Raw genomic sequence first — 22,533 nt, forward strand, 5'->3', positions numbered from 1 at the left:
CAGGGGCTGCAAATAAATATAATAATGTCGTCGTAGTCTTTCGATATAGCCGCAATAGGCGTTGCACCAGCTTGCGTCAGATGTCATTCTTGCAAATGTCGGCCATCACCCCTTGATATTGGCGTTCTGCCTCGATGCTCGCCTGCAGGTTCCGATAAATCACATCAGACTCAGAGTAATATTCCACAATCGATATCTGCCCGCTTTCCACAGCCTTGTCCAACAGTCTTAGAGTTTCTATCATCAAGTCTTCATCGTAAGCCTGTGCTGCCTGCTTGAGTTGTTTCATTTGCTGTATCTTGGTTTTTATGCCATTTTCTGCCATTGCTTTTGTATTCTCAAGATTAAGCCGTGCGTTCTCCATCTTGGCTTTTGCTGCTTTCGTCTTGTTCCGGCTCGAAAACAGCGGGAATGATGCACCAACCAGAAAACCATTGCTGGCATCGCTGCCGTCGGTGTTTCTTCGGTATCCCACCTGCAGTTTTGGCATCCAGTTTTGTTTGTTCACCTTCACATCCTGTTCCGAGGCCTTGGCAGAAGCAGCTGCGGCGTGTATGTCATTGTCGTTGTTGAGTGCATTTTGCAATAGCGCCTCACCATCGCCGTCGGGCGTTGCGGGGTATTCCATGCCGTTTAGTGGCATTGGCGAGTTGCCGTTCAAGGCCGAGAGCGAGTTTATCGTGGCAATGCGTTCAGCCTCGGCTTGCGCTATTTCAGTCCTTACATTCATCAAGTCCATCTTGATTTTGTTTACCTCAAGGATATTGGCGTTTCCGTCTTCCAGTCTTTTCTCATACATTTGCAACAGCCTGAGAGCGTTGTCACCTCTTTTTTTCAGCAGCGTTTTCTTTTTTGTTTGCATGATGAAATCCAGGCACAGCGTCTTGGCATTGAACAGAATGTCGCGCCGTGACTTGTTATATTCCTGCCTGAGGACTTCTTGTTGCAGTCTTCCCGATTTTGTTCGTGCGGCATAAACGGTTGGGAAGTCAAAGCCTTGGGATACCACCAGTTCGGAGCTGGCAACGCCATTGACCGCCTTGTTGAAGAACGGACTGTATTCAACCGACGGGTCTTCGAGGTTGTTTTGTGACTTTATCTCAAGGCAACCGGCTTCGTAGTCTTTTTTAAGAGCCTTCAGTTCAATGTTGTTTTGTTCGATGCAGTGTAGAACACTGTCAATGCTGGCGGCGTCCATGGTGCAAGCGATGCACATTGCGGCACAAGCCATCAGTATCTTTTGTTTCATTTTGTCGGTTTATTATTGGTTATGTTCTTTTTGTTTAGCAGTTCATATATGATGGGTACGATGAACGCATTGAGGAATGTCGACGTAAGCAGTCCACCCAATATGACTTTTGCCATCGGGCTTTGAATTTCATTGCCCGGCAAGTCGCCGCGCAGTGCCAGTGGTATCAGCGCCAGTGCAGAGCACAATGCAGTCATCACAATAGGGTTTAGCCTGTCCAGCGAACCCTTCATAATGCTTTCTTTCAGCGAAAGCCCTTCTTCACGTTGCAGGGTGTTGTACCTGCTTATTAGCAGCATGCCGTTGCGAGTTGCTATGCCGAACAGTGATATGAAGCCGATGATGGCCGGTATGCTCACCTCGCCTGTAGTAAGGCATAGTGCGAAAACCCCGCCTATCAGTGCCAGTGGCAGGTTGAGCAATATTACCCCGCTTTCAAGAGCATTCCTGAACTGCAGGTATAGCAGGAGGAACATGATGACTATGCTCACCGCCGACGCCAACATAAGGGTTCGGCTGGCGCTCTGTTCGCTTTCAAATTGTCCGCCATATTCAATGTGATAGCCTTCGGGGAGCTTGATGTTGTTGTCAATGCGTGCCTGAATGTCGTTGACCACACTGCGCAGGTCGCGGCCGCTGGCGTTGGCAGAGACAACGATTTTTCGTTTCACGTTCTCCCTGTTGATGGTGTTTGGACCAGTGGTCGACTTTACCTCAGCCACTTCTGTCAACGGAATCTTGCCGCCGTCGGGTGTGTCAATCATCAAGTCTTTTATCCGTTCCATTGAGCCCCTGTCGCTGTCGGCGGCCCTTACCACCAGGTTGAAGCTCTTTTTGTCCTCATAAACCTGCGAAACCGTTTCGCCTCCCAAGTTCACACTGACAAACGAGTTGAAGTCGGCGAGGGTGATGCCGTGCTTTGCCAATAGTTTGCGTTTGGGGCTGATGGTTAATTCCGGCCGTTCTATCTGTTGCTCTACATTGAGGTCTGCTATGCCGTCTACGGTGGCTATCTCGTCTTTTATCCTGTTTCCGATTGCGAACATCTTGTTCAGGTCGTCGCCGAAAAGCTTTATTGCTATGCTTGCCTGCGTTCCGCTCAGCATGGCATCTATGCGGTGGCTTATCGGTTGGCCTATTTCTATGTTGGCCCCGCTGATGGCTGATAGCCTGTGCCTTATGTCGTCCAGCACTTCCTTGTGAGTCCTGTCCGTTAGCTCAAAGGGTGCTTCAATCTCAGAAACATTGACCCCGAGCGCATGCTCGTCGAGCTCAGCGCGCCCCGTCTTGCGTGCAACGGTCTTTATTTCGGGTATTGACAGCAACAGCTCTTCGGCTCTTTTGCCAATCTTGTCCGATTCCTCAAGCGAGATGCCAGGCATCGAGCTTACGTTGATAGTGAACGAACCCTCATTGAACGATGGAAGAAAGCTGTGGCCTAAGGTGAAGAACATGCATACGGCAACAATGAAGAGAGCCACCGAGCCTCCCAGTACGCTCTTCTTGTTTGCCAAAGCCCACAGCAGCGCAGTGTGGTAGTGTTTCTTTAGCCATGTGGCCATGAATGCTTCCCTGTCTTCTTTGCCGGAGCCATTTTTATTGCTCAGCAGATAGCTGCACAGCACAGGAGTCAGAGTAAGCGCAACAATTGTCGATGCGAGAAGTGCCACGATGAATGCTATTCCCAGCGGTATCAGCATTCGTCCTTCCATGCCGCTGAGATAGAACAGAGGCACGAAGCTGGCTATAATGATGAGTGTAGAGTTGAGTATGGGCATACGAACCTCCTTTGAAGCGTTGAACACAACTTCGCGCGTGGATTTGCGCAGGTTCTCCGGCAGCTGTCTGTTTTCGCGCAAATGCTTCCATACGTTTTCCACATCAACTATGGCGTCATCCACCAGTGAGCCAATGGCTATTGCAAGTCCGCCGAGGCTCATGGTGTTGATGCTCAGGTTCATATAGTGCATTACCAATATTGAAACAAGCAACGATACCGGCAACGTGATGAGCGAAATCACTGTTGTGCGGGTGTTGGCCAGGAAAAGGAACAGCACTATAACCACAAAGATGGCCCCTTCGTAAAGCGATGTCTTCACATTGTCGATAGAGCTCTCGATGAAACGCGACTGCCTGAACACGTCTGTCGACACATTGATGTCTGAAGGGAGGTTTTTCTGAAGGTCTTTCAGGGCGTCCTCAAGTTTTTCGGTCAGTTCTATCGTACCTGTGTTAGGTTGCTTTGTGACGGTCATGAGCACCGCCGGCTTGCCTTTTTCCGACGCTACGCCAAGCCGTGGGGTTTGCGGGCCCACTTTCACCTCGGCAATGTCGGCGAGCGTCACGGGTATGTTGTTTGTCGATTTCACCACTGCGTCGCCTATGTCCTCTATGTTGTCTGACGAAACGAGGCCACGGATGATGTATTCGTTGCCATATTCGTATATGGTGCCGCCATTGGTGTTTTGGTTCATGCCTGTTGTTGCGTTGAGCACATCAGACAGGCTGACGCCGAAATGCTTCATCTTCTGCGGATGTATCAGTATCTGGTATTCCTTTATGTCGCCGCCCAATACCGACACTTGGGCCACGCCGCCTATAGACAGTAGCCTTGGCCTGATGGTCCAGTCGGCCAAGGTGCGCAGGTCTAACATTGAGGTGCTGTCTGCCGTGAGGCCAACTATAAGCACCTCGCCCAGTATCGACGACTGGGGGCCGAGCGTTGGCGTGCCCACGTTGTCGGGCAGTTCGTTGGCCATTGCCGACAGTTTTTCAGAAACTATTTGCCGGGCTATGTATATATCTGTCGACCAGTCGAACTCTACCCATACCACTGAGAAGCCGGCTGTCGACGACGAACGTACGCGCCTTACCCCTGTGGCGCCATTCACGGCAGTCTCTATAGGGAATGTCACGAGCTGTTCCACCTCTTCGGCGGCCATGCCCTTGGCTTCTGTCATTACTACCACTGTCGGGGCGTTCAGGTCGGGAAAAACATCTACTTCTGTGTTGTGGGCCGTGAATCCGCCGAGTATGATTAGTGCTACAGCCGCCACAAGGACAATCAGGCGGTTGTGCAGTGAGAATCGGATTATTTTGTTAAGCATACGTTTCTGACTGTTTTAATGGTTGTGGTTGTGGGCCGGTATTGCGTTTCTTGATGCTGCCAGCTTTACGTTAACGGCTCCTTCGGTCACTACTTGTTCGCCGCCCTTCAGTCCGTCTACTATTTCTGTAAGCTCGCCATTAGTCATGCCAATCTTCACCTCTTGCTTCTTATAGCAGCTGGCGTCGGTCTTTATGTATACAAAATAGGCCCCTTGTTCTTCGGTTATGGCGCTTACAGGTACTGCCAACGCCTCTTTCCCGGCTGAGGTCTGCAGCCATATCTCGGCGAAAGCACCCGGCATGATTCCCTTGGCATTGTTGAACTCGAAGGTTATCGGTATATATCCCGGCGAGGCTGTAGTGGTCTTGCCCACAGCCACTATCCTGCCATTGAGCTTGTTTAGGTCGTAGACGGTGTCACTGTACGAAGGTTTGAATGTGGCAGACGATATGATTTCGAGCATGTCATAATACTTTTCAGGCAGTTCGGCCCGCAGGTACAGGCGTTTGTTTTGCGTTATGCTCAGCATGGGCTGCCCAACGGTGACATAGTCTCCGTCTTTCACGTTGCATGACTTCACGTAGCCTGAGATGGGGGCGACAATGCTCACCCCTCCCTTCCCGTCGTCGGGCAGGGCCTTGTAGGCTACTAAAGCTGCTTCGTATTGTGCTTTTATGGCATTGAACTCTTTCTTGGATATGATGTTGTCATCAACCATTTTTGTGGCACGTTCATAGTCTTTTTTTGCTGTCTCAAACGCTATCCGGGCATTGCGCGTCGGGCTTCCGCCTTGCAGGTTGTTGGCAGAGATGTTCATCACCGCAACCCCTTTGTTCAGACGGGTGCCTTCAGTGAGCTGTCTGTTCAGCGAAACAATGCCCGAAGTGCTGGCAACAACGGTTCGTTCGTCGCCACTCGCTTCAACGATTTTTCCTCCCACGGGTATCGACCCGTAATATGATGCCGGCTTGATTGTCTTTACTGCCAAGCCAATGTTCTTTGCTTGTTCTGCGCTTATTATTATTTCGTCTGAATGGCTTTTTGCGTCCGACTTTTGTTCCTGCGTTGCATTGCTTGTTGTTTTGCTTTCTTTATCATTGACGCACGAAACCGTCAAAGCCAAGGCCATGACCCCAATAGTGAAATGATGTAGTTTCATAAAGTGTTTGTTTGTTTTGTTTCAGGTTGCAAAGGTATATAAGATGTTTTGCAACCCAATTGCAAATGTTGTCTGTACCTGTACGCGTTTAGGCTATTTCATGCTGCGGCCAGGGCCTTGTTTAATGTAACGCGCCTATAGATGCGCCATGTCGTCGGGTGGATTGCCGTCTGCAACAGTGCCGGATTGTAGCGGATGCCGGTTGGGCAAACAGTGCATCGGTGTTATCGTTTTGGGGTACGCATCGTATGCCATGATGGTAGTTGTTTTTACTTACCCATCTGTCGGCCATAAGCAGCCTATATGATTCCACGCCATTGACATTCAATTTGTTTGCCGTCTTAAGTAGCTGTTCAAAATAAACCGATACAATTGACCTTGCATGTGTCCTCAATATCTTCGCCACCATCTTGTGTGCTCTTTCTGGCCGCATGCCAAAGTCTCATCGGGCGAGTAGCCCTCTACGCTCAATCTTCGGACTTTGGCATGCATCTCCGAAATAGCGCACAATCTGATGTCAATCAATTTTGAACACCTAATTAATAGAATCAGTAGCATGCTGCCGTGTGCATTCTGGGCCGGCAAGGTGACGTAAGGGAGCGTTTAGTGTTTGTTTCGTCTGGCAGATTGGCTTTTCAGTTGGTCAGCCACAGTTTATCGGCATGCCGGCATGGCGGCAATGGGTGATGTATGGAATAATATTGGTAGTAGGGCCGGTTCGTTCTTGGGTGAGATTCGGCCCGTATGGCCAAACGACGACAGCCGTTTTGCATTGCCGTATGGGCCGTTTGGTCAACCAAAACGACCCATACGGCAAACCGCTGAATGCCAGATGGTTGAGTGTGGCGCGCTGGATTGTTTGTTGCAGTCGGAAATGCTGCGTGCAGGAATCTTCCGTACAGGAAAACATCATTGCCGGGTTTTAATCCCAATTTAAGCATGATGCATGCAGATGATGGTTGGGGCATTCATGTCTTGTGTGCCAAATGCTTAATTGCTCCTTACGGCAACTTGCAGGCCCATGCAGCCTACGGCAGAATGCTGCGACTTCGCGGACACTGTAAGCAGAGGATTTGACAATAGGGTGTATGCGTTTATGGCTCCCGGCAGTCGGTTTGGGATAAAGCGTGGTGGTGGGAATTCTTTTAGTTGATTTGTTTGCCGGCTTAGGCACTAAAGCCAAGTCATCCCGGCTGGTTGTCTTTAGGCCGCAAGCAAATGTTTGCAGGCATACAGGGTGGGGGTGAACGGCGGTGGGGCGAATACTGCCGCCTGTCTGACGCTACTGGATGTATGGCGCAATCGGAACAGGCACACGCCGCAATTGATATGCCTGTGCCTGTTCTGATTTCTTTCGTTGGCTGTCATCGCATTTGGCCATCGGTCAAAAGCAGTTCGTAGTCGACCACGTCGAGCCATCGGCCAAATTTGCGTCCTACCTGCTTGAAGTGTGACACCTTGGTAAAACCAAGCCTCTCGTGGAAGTTGATGCTCGGCTCATTGTCGCCCGTAATACATGCTATCAAGGCGTGGCATCCCTTTGTGCGGCATGCGTCGATGAGGCGCTCCATCAGCTGTCGGCCAACGCCATGCCCGTGGTGCGAACGTGATATATACACCGTGGTTTCGAGAGTGTTTTCATACGCTTTGCGTTCTTTCCATCGGTGTGCATAGCAGAAGCCGACGACGTTGCCCTTGTCTTCGCATACAAAATAGGGGAACGACGCCGATATTTCAATTATTCGCTTCGACATTTCTTCAACTGTGACCGGTTCCAGCTCAAATGAAACAGTCGTGCCGGTTACGTATTCGTTGTATATGTTGGCTATGGCAGTGGCGTCGGTATTGCAAACATTTCTGATAATCATGATTCAAAGTAAACATTTATCCCCAATCGGGCATTCAACAATCAGGCTGTTCCATCCCGCTGGCCGTGAATATCGGCCTGCCCCGTTGCCGGTGGCATAGCGGGCTGCGTAGATACAAAGCGCAAACAATATGCGGCGGGGTGGGGCGATGAGTTTGTGACGCATGTAACGACCGTGAAAACAAACATCGAGCATTAAAGGGCCTGTTTGGGTTAAAAAGGGAGTTGCTTTTTGGCAACTCCCTTTGCTAATACACGTAATTTGCTATTCTACTTATATTCAGCCCAGCTCTTAATGTCGATGTCGTCGAGCTTTATTCGGCAGAACGCATTGATGAAGGCACTTGCCAGACGGCTGTTGGTTATCAGCGGAACATTCAGGTCGATGGCTGCGCGCCTTATCTTATAGCCATTGGTAAGCTCGCCTGCAGTCAGGTTCTTGGGTATGTTCACCACAAGGTCAATCTCGTGGTTGTGCAACATGTCAATGGCCTGCGGCTGCTTGTCTTCCGATGGCCAGAACACCTCGGTGTTCTCCACCCCGTTTTCCGACAGGTACTTGGAACTGCCGCTGGTGGCATACAGCTTGTATCCGTGCTCAACGAGCATGCGTGCGGCATCGAGCATCTCGGCCTTTTGCTTGGCGCTACCTGTAGAAAGCAATATGTTCTTTTCAGGTATGCGTTGTCCAACAGAGAGCATGCTCTTGAGCAAGGCCGTGCTCGTGTCATCGCCAAGACAGCCCACCTCGCCCGTTGAAGCCATGTCAACGCCGAGCACAGGGTCGGCTTTCTGCAGTCGGTTGAACGAGAATTGGCTTGCCTTGATGCCCACGTAGTCGAGGTCGAAGAGAGTCTTGCTGGGCTTTTCTACGGGAAGTCCGAGCATCACCTTCGTTGCAAGTTCAATCAGGTTGATTTTCAAGACCTTGCTTACGAATGGGAACGAGCGTGATGCGCGCAGGTTGCACTCAATCACCTTGATGTCGTTTTCTTTTGCAAGGAACTGTATGTTGAACGGGCCGCTGATGTGCAACTCTTCTGCTATCTTGCGGCTTACGCGCTTGATGCGCCTCACAGTCTCGCAATACAGCTTCTGCGGGGGAAACTGTATGGTGGCGTCGCCAGAGTGGACTCCGGCAAACTCAATGTGCTCGCTGATGGCGTATGCTATTATTTCGCCATTGCGGGCCACGGCATCCATCTCAACCTCTTTTGCATGCTCTATGAAGCGGCTTACCACCACTGGGTGGTCTTCGCTTACATTGGCTGCCAGGCGCAGGAACTTTTCAAGCTCTTCCTGGTTGGAGCATACGTTCATGGCGGCACCCGACAATACGTATGACGGGCGTACCAGCACGGGGAAGCCCACCTTTGATATGAACGTGTTGATGTCTTCCATCGTGGTGAGGGCGCTCCACTCCGGCTGGTCTATGCCGTTGCGGGTGAGCATCGACGAGAACTTGGCGCGGTCTTCGGCATTGTCAATGTCTTTGGCTGATGTTCCGAGAATGGGCACGTGCTGTCCGTCGAGCCTCATTGCCAGGTTGTTGGGTATCTGTCCTCCTGTAGAGACAATCACTCCGTGTGGGCATTCAAGGTCGATTATGTCCATCACACGCTCAAAGGTCAGCTCGTCGAAGTAGAGGCGGTCGCACATGTCATAGTCGGTGGAAACAGTCTCCGGGTTGTAGTTTATCATCACCGAGCGGTAGCCTTCTTTGCGTATGGTTTGCAGGGCCTGCACACCGCACCAGTCGAACTCTACAGACGAGCCAATGCGGTAGGCACCGGAGCCAAGCACAATGATTGAGCGTTTGTCGCGCTCGAACGTAATGTCGTGGGCAACGCCGGCGTAGGTGAGGTACAGGTAGTTGGTCTGTGCCGGATATTCGGCAGCCAGGGTGTCTATCTGCTTGACATATGGCAGTATACCGTAGCTCTTGCGCAGGTTGCGCACCACAAGGCCGGCCTTGGCCATGCTGTTCAGTTCTGTTTCCAAGCCCACGGCACGGGCAATCTGGAAGTCGGTGAATCCGTAGACCTTGGCCTCGCGCAGCAGTTCCTTGTCGAGGTTGTTTATGCTCTTCAAGGCCTTCATGCGCTCGTCGATGTCGATGATGTGCTTCAGTTTCTGCAAGAACCACTTGTCGATCTTCGTCAGCTCATGTATCTGGTCGATGGTGTAACCCTTGTGCATGGCTTTCGAGATGATGAACACGCGCTTGTCTGTAGGCTCACGCAATGCAGCGTCGATATCGGGTATCTCAAGTTCCTTGTTCTCGACAAAGCCGTGCATGCCTTGCCCTATCATGCGCAAACCCTTCTGTATGGCTTCCTCAAAGTTGCGGCCGATGGCCATCACCTCGCCTACCGACTTCATGGATGAGCCAAGCTCTTTGTCAACGCCACGGAACTTGCTGAGGTCCCACCGTGGTATTTTGCAGACCACATAGTCGAGGGCAGGCTCGAAAAAGGCGCTTGTTGTCTTCGTGACCGAGTTTTTCAGCTCAAACAGGCCGTAGCCCATGCCCAGCTTGGCGGCGACGAAAGCCAAGGGATAGCCTGTGGCTTTGGATGCGAGCGCCGACGAACGGCTCAGGCGGGCGTTCACTTCGATTACGCGGTAGTCTTCGCTTTGTGGGTCGAAGGCATACTGCACATTGCATTCTCCGATTATGCCTATGTGTCGTATAATCTTGATAGACAGCGCCCTAAGCTTGTGGTACTCGCTGTTTGTCAAGGTCTGAGATGGTGCTATGACTATGCTCTCGCCTGTATGTATGCCCAATGGGTCGAAATTTTCCATGTTGCATACCGTGATACAGTTGTCATAGCGGTCGCGCACAACCTCATATTCTATTTCTTTCCAGCCTTTCAGGCTCTTCTCTACGAGAACCTGAGGCGAGAAAGAGAAAGCCTTTTCGGCCAGTTTGTCAAGCTCTTCCTCGTTGTCGCAGAATCCGCTGCCCAACCCGCCAAGGGCGTATGCGGCCCTGAGGATAACGGGATAGCCCAATTCCTTGGCGGCTTTGCGGGCTTGCTCTATGTTTTCGCACGCCTCGCTCTTGATGGTCTTGACGCCAATCTCATTGAGTTTTTCTACGAAAAGCTCGCGGTCTTCGGTGTCCATGATAGCCTGGACGGGGGTGCCGAGCACGCGTACGTTGTATTTTTCAAGCACTCCGCTCTGGTGCAACGCCACACCGCAGTTGAGGGCTGTCTGTCCGCCGAAAGCCAACAGTATGCCGTCGGGGCGCTCCTTTTCGATTACGCGCTCTACGAAATACGGCTGTACGGGCAGGAAATAAATCTGGTCGGCAACCCCCTCGGATGTCTGGACGGTCGCGATATTTGGGTTTATCAATACGGTATATATTCCTTCTTCACGCAGTGCCTTCAGCGCTTGTGAACCGGAATAGTCAAATTCGCCAGCTTCGCCAATCTTCAATGCGCCTGAGCCGAGCAACAGGACTTTCTTTATATTTTCGTCTCTCATAGTTACTGTTACTTCAATTTTTCAACAAAACGGTCAAACATAAATTCAGTGTCGACAGGGCCTGAGCAGGCTTCCGGGTGGAACTGGCTTGTAAACCAGGGGTTCTCCTTGTGGCATATGCCTTCGTTTGACCCGTCGTTCATGTTAACGAACAGTTCCTTCCAGTCGCTGCCGAGCGTCTTGGCATCGACAGCGTAGCCATGGTTCTGGCTTGTTATGTAGCACCTTGTGGTTCCAACTTCCATTACCGGCTGGTTGTGCGACCTGTGACCGTATTTGAGCTTGTATATTGATGCGCCTCCGGCTTTGGCCAGAAGCTGGTTGCCCATGCATATTCCGCATATAGGCTTGCGTGAAAGGCTCATTTGTTTGCGTATGATGTTGACCGCGTCTTCGCACATGTCCGGGTCGCCCGGGCCGTTGCCGAGGAAAAGACCGTCGAAGTCCATGCCCGTATAATCATAATTCCATGGCACGCGGATAACTTCCACACCACGGTTGATGAGGCATCGTATGATGTTGTTCTTTACGCCGCAGTCAACCAGTACGACTTTCTTTCCGGCGCCTTCGTTGTAACGTATGACCTCCTTGCAGCTCACTTTGTCAACAAAGTTAACGCCTTCGTAATCTGCCTGAGGTATGTTGTCCGGCTGGTCGTCGAAAAGAATCTTTCCCATCATTACACCATGCTCACGCAACACTTTGGTCAGCTGGCGGGTGTCTATGCCGGTGATGCCGGGCACATGCTCACGCTTCAGCCAGTCGGCCAGGCTCTCGACTGCATTCCAGTGACTATACTCTTCACTGTAGTCTGCAACGATTATGGCCGATGCGTAGATCTTGTCGCTCTCCATGAACGTTGCTATGCCGTCAGGGGCAATAGTGAAAGGGGGAACACCATAGTTTCCCACCAGTGGGTAAGTCAGTGTCATCAACTGTCCGGCGTATGAGGGGTCGGTCAGGCTCTCCGGATAACCCATCATCGCTGTATTGAAGACTACTTCGCCTGCAACTGGTTGTTCGTAACCGAATGACTTGCCGCGAAATTCTGTTCCGTCTTCAAGAACCAATGTTACGTTCTTCATCATATATGGTTGTAAAGTGTTTAAAACTTTTGTTCGTACTGATACACGTTGTCATAGTAATTGATGAATGCCTGGTTTACAAGCTTCATCCCGCCGGGAGTGGGGTAGTTGCCTGTAAAATACCAGTCGCCCTTATGGTCGGGTATGGCAGTGTGCAGCCCTTCGATGCTTTGGTAAACCAGTTCGATGGGGGTGGTCACCTCTGCAGGGCGCAGCAGTTCCACCATCTTGGTGTTGAGCTCTTCGACCGTGAATGGCTTATAAAGCGCTTTGACACAACATTGCATCTCTTCCTTGGGCTTCTTCAACTCGTCGATGCAGTTTTTGTATGTCTCGTCTATAAGGCTCTGCATGCCACGGTCTTGCAGCAGTGCTATGCATGCCCTGAAAGCGATGAACTCTTCAAGCTTGGCCATGTCGATGCCATAATAATCGGGATAGCGTATCTGCGGCGACGAGCTGACTATGACAATCTTTTTCGGGTGGAGCCTGTCAAGTATCTTGATGATGCTTTCGCGGAGTGTGGTTCCGCGCACTATGCTGTCGTCTATGACCACAAGATTGTCGACGCCTTTTTCCAACACTTCGTATGTCACGTCGTAAACGTGTGATGCCAAGTCGTTGCGCGAATTGCCTTCTGTAATGAACGTGCGCAACTTGATGTCTTTCCAGGCAACCTTTTCAGAACGGACAAACTGTTCGAGTATCTTTTCCAGTTCTTCGTGCGTCGGCATGTGCCCCAGCGATTCTATGGCTTGTATTTTTTGCTCGTTGATATATCGCTTGAAGCTTCCCAGCATACCGTAGTATGCTACCTCTGCCGTGTTGGGTATGAATGAAAACACTGTGTGCTCCACGTCGTTGTCGATAGCCTTCAATATGGGCTTCATCAACAAATCGCCAAGCTTCTTGCGTTCGCGGTATATGTCGCGGTCGGAACCACGGCTGAAATATATGCGCTCAAATGAGCATGCAGAGTCGCCGCGTTGGTCTAATATCTTTTCAAGCGAGAATTCTCCCTTTTTGTTTACGACAACAGCTTCGCCAGGCTTTAGTTCGCATATCTGGTCGCATTCGATGTCGAATGTTGTCTGGAGGACGGGGCGCTCGCTGGCAACGACCACCACTTCGTCATTCTTATAATAGAAGGCCGGACGTATGCCCCACGGGTCGCGCATTGAAAACATTTCACCGCTGCCGGTGAGACCGCAAACCACATAGCCGCCGTCAAAGTCGGGCATCGTGGTACGCAACACATTGCTCATGCGTACATGGTCGTCGATGTAGTCGGTTATGTCAGTGCCTTGCAGCCCGTTTTCCTTGGCATCGACGAAGTTGCGTTCCACTTCCCTGTCCAGTCGGTGGCCCATCCATTCCAGCATGATATAACTGTCGCTGAAGATGCGTGGGCACTGTCCTTGCGAGGTGATTTTGCTGAATATCTCATCGATGTTAGTCATATTGAAGTTGCCACACAAGCACAGGTTCTTGGCCTTCCAGTTGTTGCGGCGCAGAAATGGATGGACATATTGCAAGCCACTCTTGCCTGTCGTAGAATAGCGGAGGTGACCCATATACAATTCGCCGGCGAAAGGAAGGTTCTCCTTTGCGTATTCTGCATCGGCCAACTGTTCTTTAGAAAGGTTGCGAAACTCTTTTTGAGCACTTCCGAATATTTCTGTTATGGCGTTTGCTCCCAAAGCCTTCTCACGAAACATATACTCATTACCAGGCAGAGTATTCAACTTCACACATGCAATGCCGGCACCTTCCTGGCCTCGGTTGTGTTGCTTCTCCATCATGAGGTACAACTTGTTCAACCCGTACATCCATGTTCCATACTTTTTCTGGTAATAATCGAGCGGCTTTAGTAGCCTAATCATTGCCACTCCACATTCGTGTTTTAATTGTTCCATCCGAATATCCTAAACTATTTTCTATTTGGTTGTCATTATAAGCCAATATAATAATACGGCAACTTGTAGGTTAAACACAACTAAGTGGGCTAAATGATTAGCCCACATGGTCATTCAACGGTTACAGACTTTGCAAGGTTGCGTGGCTGGTCCACGTTCTTGCCTTTGCAAACCGCGATATGGTAAGCAAGCAATTGCAACGGAATGGTTGACAATAGGGGCTCAAGGCATTCTATTGTGTCTGGTAGTTCAATCACTTCATCGGCAATGCGGCTTATCGTATTGTCGCCTTCTGTCACAATGGCAATCACTTTGCCTTTGCGAGCTTTTATTTCTTGTATGTTGTTCAGCACTTTTTCATACATGGCGTTGTGCGTGGCTATGACAACGACAGGCATGTCTGAATCTATCAGGGCTATGGGACCGTGTTTCATTTCGGCCGCGGGATAGCCTTCGGCGTGTATGTAGCTGATTTCCTTAAGCTTTAGCGCTCCCTCAAGGGCCACAGGGTAGTTGTAGCCACGGCCAAGGTATAAGAAGTTGCGGGCGTAAGTGAAGATGCGGCTCAGGTCGGCTATCCTGTCGTTGAGCTTCAGCACTTCCTCCATCTTTTGAGGTATTGCATGCAATTCTTTTACTATGCTCAGATAGGCTTCGTTGCTTATCGTGCCTTTTTCCTTTGCCAAAGCCAAGGCAAGCATTGACAATACTGTCACCTGGCCGGTGAAAGCCTTTGTCGATGCTACTCCTATCTCTGGCCCTACATGTATGTATGAACCGGTGTCCGTAGAACGTGGTATGCTCGATCCGATAGCGTTGCAAATGCCATAAATAAATGCGCCGTTTTCTTTGGCGAGCTTTATCGCCGCAAGCGTATCGGCCGTCTCGCCGCTTTGGGATATGGCGATGACAACATCTTTGCTCGTTATCACCGGGTTGCGATAGCGAAATTCTGACGCATACTCTACTTCAACCGGTATGCGGCACAGGCTTTCAAGTATCTGTTTTCCTATAAGTCCGGCATGCCACGACGTTCCGCAAGCGATTATTATGAACCTGTTGGCATTGAGCAATTGTTTCTTGTAGTCGATGACGGCGCTCAACACAACATTGTCTGTGTCGACGTTGACACGGCCGCGCATGCAGTTGGTCAGGCATTCCGGCTGCTCGAATATTTCTTTGAGCATGAAATGGGGATATCCGCCCTTCTCAATCTCTCCGAGGTTGATATCCACTGTCTGTATCTCTGGATTCTGCAGCCGGTTTTGTATGTTAACTACCTTCAGGTCTTCGCCTTTCCTTATCACTGCGATATTGCCATCTTCGAGATACACCACCTTGTCTGTGTATTCTACGATGGGCGACGCGTCGGAACCCAGAAAGAACTCATTGTCGCCAATGCCTACAACCAAAGGGCTTTGTTTGCGTGCTGCTATGATTTGGTTTGGGGTGCGCTTGTCCAGCAGAGCTATGGCGTATGCTCCAATCACTTCGTGCAGGGCCAGCTGAACAGCCGTCAATAAGTCGAGGTTCTTACGTTGCTGTATGTATTCTATCAATTGTACGAGCACCTCGGTGTCTGTGTCAGAGCGGAATGTGATGCCCTTTTCCATCAGTTTTTTCCTCAGCGAGGCATAGTTCTCAATGATTCCATTGTGAATTATTGCCAAGTTCTTCGACTGGGAATAATGCGGGTGGGCGTTGACAGAGGATGGCTCGCCATGGGTGGCCCATCGTGTATGGGCTATGCCCACAGTGCCTGTTGTGTTCTTGTCGGCACAGAAGGCCACCAGATCATCAACTTTGCCCTTGCTCTTGTATACGTTAAGGTTGCCGCTTGAGTTGATCAATGCGACACCAGCACTGTCGTATCCACGATACTCTAACCTTCTTAACCCTTTAATTAGTATAGGGAATGCATCCTTATCACCAATATATCCTACAATTCCACACATATCTACTCTATATTATACAATTAACGGCAGGCGCAACGAGCGCCTGCCATTTACATACATTAATCAGTTCAAGATGTTATACAATAGTGAGGTCAGCGAAATCAATATTGAGGTCGCCGAGAACCATAATGTAGTCATGCTACCCACACTTGAGTTTTGTGCCTTCACCTTATTGGGTTCAACATATACAATGTCGTTTTGCTGCAAATAATAATAAGGTGAATTAATGATGTTTGCATCGTTAAGGTTTAGCACATGAATGGATTTCATGCCTGTTGAGTCTTCGCGTATCAGCTTTACATTGTTGCGAACACCGTATATGGTGAGGTCGCCCGCCTGGGCAAGAGCCTCCAATATGGAAATCTTTTCATTGGTAACGGTGTACATGCCGGGGCGGGTGACTTCGCCGAGGACAGAAATCTTATAGTTTGACATGCGCACGGTGACAATCGGAGTTTCCGCTTTGCTCATGTATGGCTTTATCTTTTCCAATATGACGCGCTCCGCCTGAGATTTAGTAAGGCCTCCGACGTGCAAGCGGCCTACACGCGGAAAATCGATGTAACCGTCGTTGTCAACAAGATAGCTTTGCAGCAAGGGTTGTGAAGTCGTTGTGCGCATGCTTTGTGTCAGTTGGGTGGGCACTGTCATGTTGAATGGGGCGGCGGCATCAGCGTCTGATGTGCTGACTGTTATTGTTAGCACATCTTTAGGCATAATCCTTGCGTCGTAAAGAACTCTAGACTGCTCCAGGTTTACAATATTACTGTTTTGGAAATAAGCAACATTTTTATTAGAACAACTGCCAAATATCATTATGACGGCAGCAAAAGCCACAGGCAAGATGATTTTCTTTGAAATTATCATTTTGTGAAACCGTTTTTAATTGCCTGCAAATTTACACCTATTTTTCCATATAAGCAAGAAAATGTCCGACTAAGAAATCTCCTTAATGAAAAAAGGAAGATTTTTGTAAAAACGCCCGCAAACGCCGGCTGTTTGGCCGTGGGCGTTTGCGGGCGCTGGGTTGTGGCGTTGTCGCTTGTTGTCGCTCTGTTTGTTCAGAACAGAGCTCTCTGGCAACATTTCGTTTTAATAGAACTTGAAATAATTCCGTGCGTTGTTGTAAGATATGTCTTCAACCATTCGGCTGAGTATTTCGTGGTCATTGGGCAGCAAACCTTTCTCTACGTCGGTTCCGAGAATATTGCAAAGCAGACGGCGGAAATACTCGTGGCGCGGATAGCTCAGGAAAGAGCGTGAGTCGGTGAGCATGCCTACGAAACGGCTCAGAAGGCCGAGCACAGAAAGGGCGTTCATTTGGCGGGTCATGCCGTCGAGCTGGTCGTTGAACCACCAGCCGGAACCAAACTGAATCTTGCCCGGGCAACCACCCTGGAAGTTGCCAAGCATGGTGGCAATCACCTCGTTGGCGCACGGGTTAAGGGTGTAGAGGATTGTGCGTGTGAGCTTACCCTCCATGTTCAGCTTGTTGAGGAACTTGCTCATAGCCTTTGCCGTGTTGAACTCGCCAATAGAGTCAAAGCCAGTGTCGGGGCCAAGTTGCTCGTACATCTTTGTATTGTTGTCGCGGATTGCGCCATAGTGGAACTGCTGTGTCCAGTCGGCATCGGCATCCATCTCTGCCATCTTGGTCAGGAAGCAGTTCTTGTATTGGCGTATTTCATAGGCAGTGAGTTCTTTCTTGCTCATTGCCTTGGCGAATATGGCTTCAATTTGTGCGTCGGTATACTCCTCGTCGTAGAACTCCTCGATTCCGTGGTCAGACAGCTTGCAGCCGTTGGCTGTGAAGAAGTCGTGGCGCTTCTGCAATGCGTCCACCATGTCTTTGAAGGTCGTGATGGTCACGCCTGCTACTTCGCCAAGCTTATTTACATACTCGGCAAAGTCGGGCTTCTCGATGTTCATGGCTTTGTCTGGGCGCCATGCTGGTATCATCTTTATTTCAAAACCGCTTTCCCTGGTTTGCTTGTGGTAGCGCAAGTCGTCAATGGGATCGTCGGTTGTGCATACGCATTCAACGTTGTATCTGCGCATCAAGCCACGGGCTGAGTACTCCGGCTGCTTGAGCTTCTCGTTGCACTCGTCGTATATCTCGCGTGCGGTCTTGGGACTCAGCAGCTTAGTGATGCCGAATGCAGTCTTGAGTTCGAGGTGTGTCCAATGGTAAAGTGGGTTGCGGAAAGTGTAAGGCACTGTCTCGGCCCATTTCTCAAACTTCTCCCAGTCTGACGTGTCTTTGCCAGTGCAATACTTTTCGTCAACGCCGTTGGTGCGCATTGCCCTCCATTTGTAGTGGTCACCACCCAGCCAAAGTTCTGTGATGCTTTTAAACTTATGGTCATTTGCCACCATTTCAGGTATCAGGTGGCAGTGATAGTCGATAATAGGCATCTTTGCCGCATGGTTGTGGAACAGGTCTTGGGCAACTTCATTATCCAACAAGAAGTTCTCGTCATTGAATTGTTTCATAATTAGTTGTTTATTAATTGTTGTATGCTTTATAGGTCTGTCAAATCGTTGTTCTCGCCATCTGGCACCACACTGTTCTGTATGAAGTGTTCATACCGTATGGATATCTATAGTGCAAAAGTAATAAAATAATTCTGCAATGTCGAAAAGTTTACTTATTTTTGCAACAAAAATATACGTAAACGATGACGTACGACAATAATGTTCTATTGATTTACACAGGTGGCACTATTGGAATGAACCGCAATCCTCAGACCGGGGCGCTCGAGCCTTTCAAGTTTGAACATCTTTTGAGTAACGTTCCTGAGCTTGCGCAGTTCTCGACACACATTGCCACTTATCAATTCACGCCGCCTATCGACAGTAGCAATATGTCGCCCCGGCTGTGGATTGAGTTGACCCATATCATAGCTGATAACTATGACAAGTATGACGGGTTTGTGATATTGCATGGCACTGACACCATGGCTTTCACCGCCTCTGCGTTGAGCTACATGCTTGAAAACCTGACAAAGCCCGTAATACTTACCGGCAGTCAGTTGCCGATAGGACAATTGCGGACTGACGGGAAGGAGAATCTCATCACCAGCATTGAGATTGCTTCTGCCAAGCATCCCGATGGAAGGGCCATAATGCCTGAAGTGGGCATATATTTCAATGGCCACCTCATGAGGGGAAATCGTACAACGAAGCAAAGCGCCGACAATTTCAACGCTTTCGAGAGTTTTAACTACCCGCACCTGGCTGACGCGGGGGTTAACATCTCATATAGGGAAGACCTAATTTTAAAACCGGACTATTCTAAGCCTATGACTCCGCATTTCCGTTTGGACAACAACGTCATAGTGTTTACTATATTCCCCGGCATACGTGAAGATTTGGTGCGCCATGTCATTGCCACACCCAACTTGCGCTCCATTGTCATGCGTACCTTCGGCAGTGGGAATGCCCCACAGTCGCCATGGCTTATCAAGGCGTTGAAAGAAGCGTCGGCTAATGGCAAGACTATAATTAATATTAGCCAGTGTATGGCTGGAAGTGTTGAGATGGGACGTTATGACACTGGCTATCAATTGAAGTCGGCCGGTGTCATCAGTGGTCATGACAGCACAGTTGAAAGTGCTGTCACCAAACTGATGTATTTGCAGGCAAGGTTTTCCGACCCAGAGAAGATCAGGCATTACCTCAACAGAAATATCAGGGGTGAGATGTGTGTGTGAGCAGAAGGCCTCGCGTCGTGAAGGTGTGGTTGGCGACGTGGTGCTGTTTGGCTTTAACACAATGTGGCCATCAGAGTACAAGGTAATTTTATCCAATTGCCGGGCAGGCTTATTGTCAGCTTTGTCGAAGTCGTAACTGGCTGTGTTGAGGCAAATTCGTAAGCTGATGCCGCCGGAACATGGATAATAGTTTGGGGCATATTGATAAATATCGGTGCAGAAGTTCTTTGGTCTGATGCGATTGGAGATTGGCGGTATCATTGACCAATGGCCATTTGACGGGGTATAAAAGGCTGTCGTTGTGTATGGCCGTTTGGCTGTGGCGCATGTCTATGCGTGTTTGCAGTCTATGGCTGATGAGGAAGTTCTTATTGTGCATGGATGTCGAGGTCTTATTTGTTATATTGTAACCGACAGCGCGCAGCCCCTACAAACAACAATGCCGACGTCGTTTCTATGAACAAAGAAACGACGTCGGCATTGTTGTCAAGCCTGTTTAAATGTCATGTGCCCAGCTTGACGGTTTGGGTATTGCCTTTTGTCAATGTGAGGTGGGCTGTTCCGTTCTGCTCTATTTCTACCTTTGAGTATTTGGCCTCGACAATGATTTTACCGTCAATCATGATGACTCCCCACTGGCTTGGTCTTTCTTCCACTGCGCAATACATGCCAACGGGTGCCTGTATGCTGCGGTAGATAGGCGGCACGACAATAATCTGCCCGTGCCGGAGCCCCCATTTATTGCCCGACATAAACGGTATCACACCTTGCAGAGAGTCAAGTCTGCGCCGCCGTCTTTCTTCCATCAACCTGTTTTTCTTTTCTTCATCGGCGGCTTTGCGGGCCTCGGCTTTAGTCAGAAGCCTTTCCATCATAGAATAAAATCCTTCGGGTGACGTTTGGTTTTCAAAGTATATTTTGTGCAATCTTGCTCCGTCGGAGGTCAGGTAATAGGTGCCCTGTGTGTCTTCAATTATGGCGGCCCCATCAGGCAATATGCCAGACAGGTTGTAGTATGTAGATTTGTCTCCGGCTACCAGCACGCTGCATCTGTGGCCGATGAAGTTGTTTTCACGCAATATCTGATGGCACTGGGGCCTTGACCCGAAGTCGTGAACAAACAGCATCTTTCCATCAAAGGTCGTTTGAATGCTTCCGGCGTCTGGTTTCCATCTCAATTCCCTCTTGGTGCGACTGCAATACATTCTATCCGTTTCAATCACTTCCACTTGCCCAAACGCCTTCACTTTGGGCTTGGCGTCATGCTTGTGGCCTGTGGCAAGGTCTGTGTATTCCACTTTACCGTCTATAGAGGTTGTAGCAATAAATCCTTTTGGGGTGAATGCCAGCTTCCGGCATTTGCCCAAGGCCATGATTATTTTGCCGCCACAATCGCATACAGCCGCACTTCCGTTTGTTAGCAATACAGCTGCCATGTTGTTTTCAGTGGCATACACTTTCTTGAATTGGGGTGTGGCCGTCACCATGCCGCCACGCCTTAACCCGTAAAGTCCTGTCCGCCTGTCTTTAAACGGCATGAGCTTTCCCTGCTCAAGATGCATTGTAAGGTTTCTGCTTTCCTTAAGGTATTCCAGCAACCGTTCATGTGTCAATACTATCTCCATGGCCGGGTCTGGCCCTATTGGCTCGCCATTGGTGCAGCAATCTGCCATGGCGGGGTAGCAGCATTCGTTTCTGCTTGTGGCTTCGTTGCCCTTACCCGCCATCCGTCCTTCAAACATTGCCTGCCAATCGCGGTCTGCTGCAGGCAGACCGAACAAGCGGTACAGTCCGACGTTGTCTATTATCACACAACTTTGTTTGTTTTCTGCCACTCGAAGTCCGCGGCCAACTTGCTGCAGGTATTTTGCTAACGACAGGGTAGGGCGGGCCAGTTGCACAAACTCGACATCGGGACAGTCGAAACCTTCGCTGAAAACGTCAACATTAACCAGTACCTGAATGTTGCCATGACGGAAGTCTTCTACAAGCTGTTTCCTTATTTTTGCCGGCGTCTTGCTGTCTATGGCCGCGGCCGTTATTCCTTTATGTCCGTAATAGTCGGCAATGTTCCGCGCGTGGCTGATGCTGATGGCATACACTATGCCTTTCTTTCCGCCGGCATATTGCTTTACGCTGTCATGCAACCGTTCTATGCTTGGGCGTTTGTTAAGCACGGCGTCCATTTCCTTCACTTGGAAGTCGCCGTCCGCCCCGCGTTTCTTCAGGCTCTCTATCAGCTTTTGGGTTTCGCTGCCTTGGCGTATAGACACATAGTCGAAGGCTGCAAGCCATCCTTGCCTGATAAAGTCTGCAATGCTGTATGAGGTGACCAGCACATCAAACAAGTCGGTGAATCCAACACGATTCAGCCGGCATGGGGTGGCGGTCATGCCCAACTTCATGGCAGCAGGATAGCGCTGCCAAAGTTCCTTGTAGGTCTCGGCAAGCGCGTGGTGTGCCTCGTCTATCACAATCAGCCCAGGTTGTTCGCCTTGCACGTCATCCCAATGTCTCGCAAGCCATTGGATTGACAGTACTTTGATAACTCCATACTCTTTCCGTATGCCATATCTTGCCACTGTTTCTTCAATCTGTTCGACAAGCTCACGGCGGTGAGCGACTATCCAGACGGAGCAACAATGATTATCACTTTTAAGTTTCAGATGTTCGCTTACGAGCGAAGCCAGCACTACAGTCTTCCCCGTGCCGGTTGGCATCTGTACCAAAACGGAATTATTTGATGCCCAACTATCCACTACACGCCTTATTATGTCACTCTGGTAGTCGCGCAGTAAGATTCCGGTATGCTTCGTCATCTCATTTGTTTATAAGACATGTGTATACAGAAGGGCAGGGCGTAGCCTGGCTGACTGTTAGGTTCTGCCCCCCAGGGCTACCTCCCCTTGTACATGTCGTCGTAATAACGCTGGTAGTCGCCGCTCGTCACGTTGTCCATCCACTCCTGGTTGTCGAGATACC

The 22,533-nt window shown here is 49.8% G+C and carries 12 protein-coding genes; 1 reads left to right on the top strand and 11 read right to left on the bottom strand.

Going from position 1 to position 22,533, the window contains the following annotated elements; genetic code table 11:
• Positions 1-76: 76 nt before the first annotated feature.
• The 10 genes from H6B30_RS09065 to uxaC form a co-directional block, all read right to left on the bottom strand.
• Positions 77-1,249 carry a TolC family protein gene (locus H6B30_RS09065; RefSeq protein WP_205109751.1) on the bottom strand — a complete coding sequence of 391 codons (1,173 nt, stop codon included), beginning with the start codon at positions 1,247-1,249 and terminating at the stop codon, positions 77-79.
• Complete coding sequence (locus H6B30_RS09070; RefSeq protein ID WP_205109753.1) at positions 1,246-4,356, bottom strand: efflux RND transporter permease subunit; 3,111 nt, start codon at positions 4,354-4,356, stop codon at positions 1,246-1,248. Before H6B30_RS09070 ends, H6B30_RS09065 begins: the two co-directional genes overlap by 4 nt.
• A gap of 15 nt (positions 4,357-4,371) precedes the next feature.
• The gene (locus H6B30_RS09075) at positions 4,372-5,517 is read right to left on the bottom strand and encodes an efflux RND transporter periplasmic adaptor subunit (protein ID WP_205109755.1); all 1,146 of its coding nucleotides are present in this window, start codon (positions 5,515-5,517) and stop codon (positions 4,372-4,374) included.
• Between the two features lie 1,364 nt (positions 5,518-6,881).
• Complete coding sequence (locus H6B30_RS09080) at positions 6,882-7,382, bottom strand: GNAT family N-acetyltransferase (protein WP_205109797.1); 501 nt, start codon at positions 7,380-7,382, stop codon at positions 6,882-6,884.
• A gap of 272 nt (positions 7,383-7,654) precedes the next feature.
• Positions 7,655-10,882: a carbamoyl-phosphate synthase (glutamine-hydrolyzing) large subunit gene (gene carB, locus H6B30_RS09085; protein WP_205109757.1), complete on the bottom strand. Its 3,228-nt coding sequence runs from the start codon at positions 10,880-10,882 to the stop codon at positions 7,655-7,657.
• A gap of 8 nt (positions 10,883-10,890) precedes the next feature.
• Positions 10,891-11,967 (bottom strand): glutamine-hydrolyzing carbamoyl-phosphate synthase small subunit, encoded by a 1,077-nt coding sequence (gene carA / locus H6B30_RS09090; protein ID WP_205109799.1) that lies wholly within the window; start codon positions 11,965-11,967, stop codon positions 10,891-10,893.
• A gap of 20 nt (positions 11,968-11,987) precedes the next feature.
• Entirely contained in the window at positions 11,988-13,883 is a 1,896-nt protein-coding gene (locus H6B30_RS09095) for an amidophosphoribosyltransferase (RefSeq protein WP_205109759.1), read from the bottom strand.
• A 110-nt stretch (positions 13,884-13,993) separates the two neighbouring features.
• The gene (gene glmS / locus H6B30_RS09100) at positions 13,994-15,838 is read right to left on the bottom strand and encodes a glutamine--fructose-6-phosphate transaminase (isomerizing) (protein ID WP_205109761.1); all 1,845 of its coding nucleotides are present in this window, start codon (positions 15,836-15,838) and stop codon (positions 13,994-13,996) included.
• A gap of 63 nt (positions 15,839-15,901) precedes the next feature.
• The gene (locus H6B30_RS09105; RefSeq protein WP_205109763.1) at positions 15,902-16,705 is read right to left on the bottom strand and encodes a polysaccharide biosynthesis/export family protein; all 804 of its coding nucleotides are present in this window, start codon (positions 16,703-16,705) and stop codon (positions 15,902-15,904) included.
• Between the two features lie 225 nt (positions 16,706-16,930).
• Entirely contained in the window at positions 16,931-18,331 is a 1,401-nt protein-coding gene (gene uxaC, locus H6B30_RS09110; protein WP_205109774.1) for a glucuronate isomerase, read from the bottom strand.
• A 185-nt stretch (positions 18,332-18,516) separates the two neighbouring features.
• Between uxaC and H6B30_RS09115 the strand changes: the two genes are divergently transcribed.
• A complete protein-coding gene (locus H6B30_RS09115) occupies positions 18,517-19,551 on the top strand; it encodes an asparaginase (protein ID WP_205109776.1) in 1,035 nt (344 codons plus the stop codon).
• A gap of 503 nt (positions 19,552-20,054) precedes the next feature.
• On the opposite strand, the gene H6B30_RS09120 is transcribed toward H6B30_RS09115, so the two are convergent.
• Positions 20,055-22,370 (bottom strand): DEAD/DEAH box helicase, encoded by a 2,316-nt coding sequence (locus tag H6B30_RS09120; RefSeq protein ID WP_205109778.1) that lies wholly within the window; start codon positions 22,368-22,370, stop codon positions 20,055-20,057.
• Positions 22,371-22,533: the final 163 nt, after the last annotated feature.

Source organism: Marseilla massiliensis (assembly GCF_016899955.1).
GTDB classification, from domain to species: domain Bacteria; phylum Bacteroidota; class Bacteroidia; order Bacteroidales; family Bacteroidaceae; genus Prevotella; species Prevotella intestinigallinarum.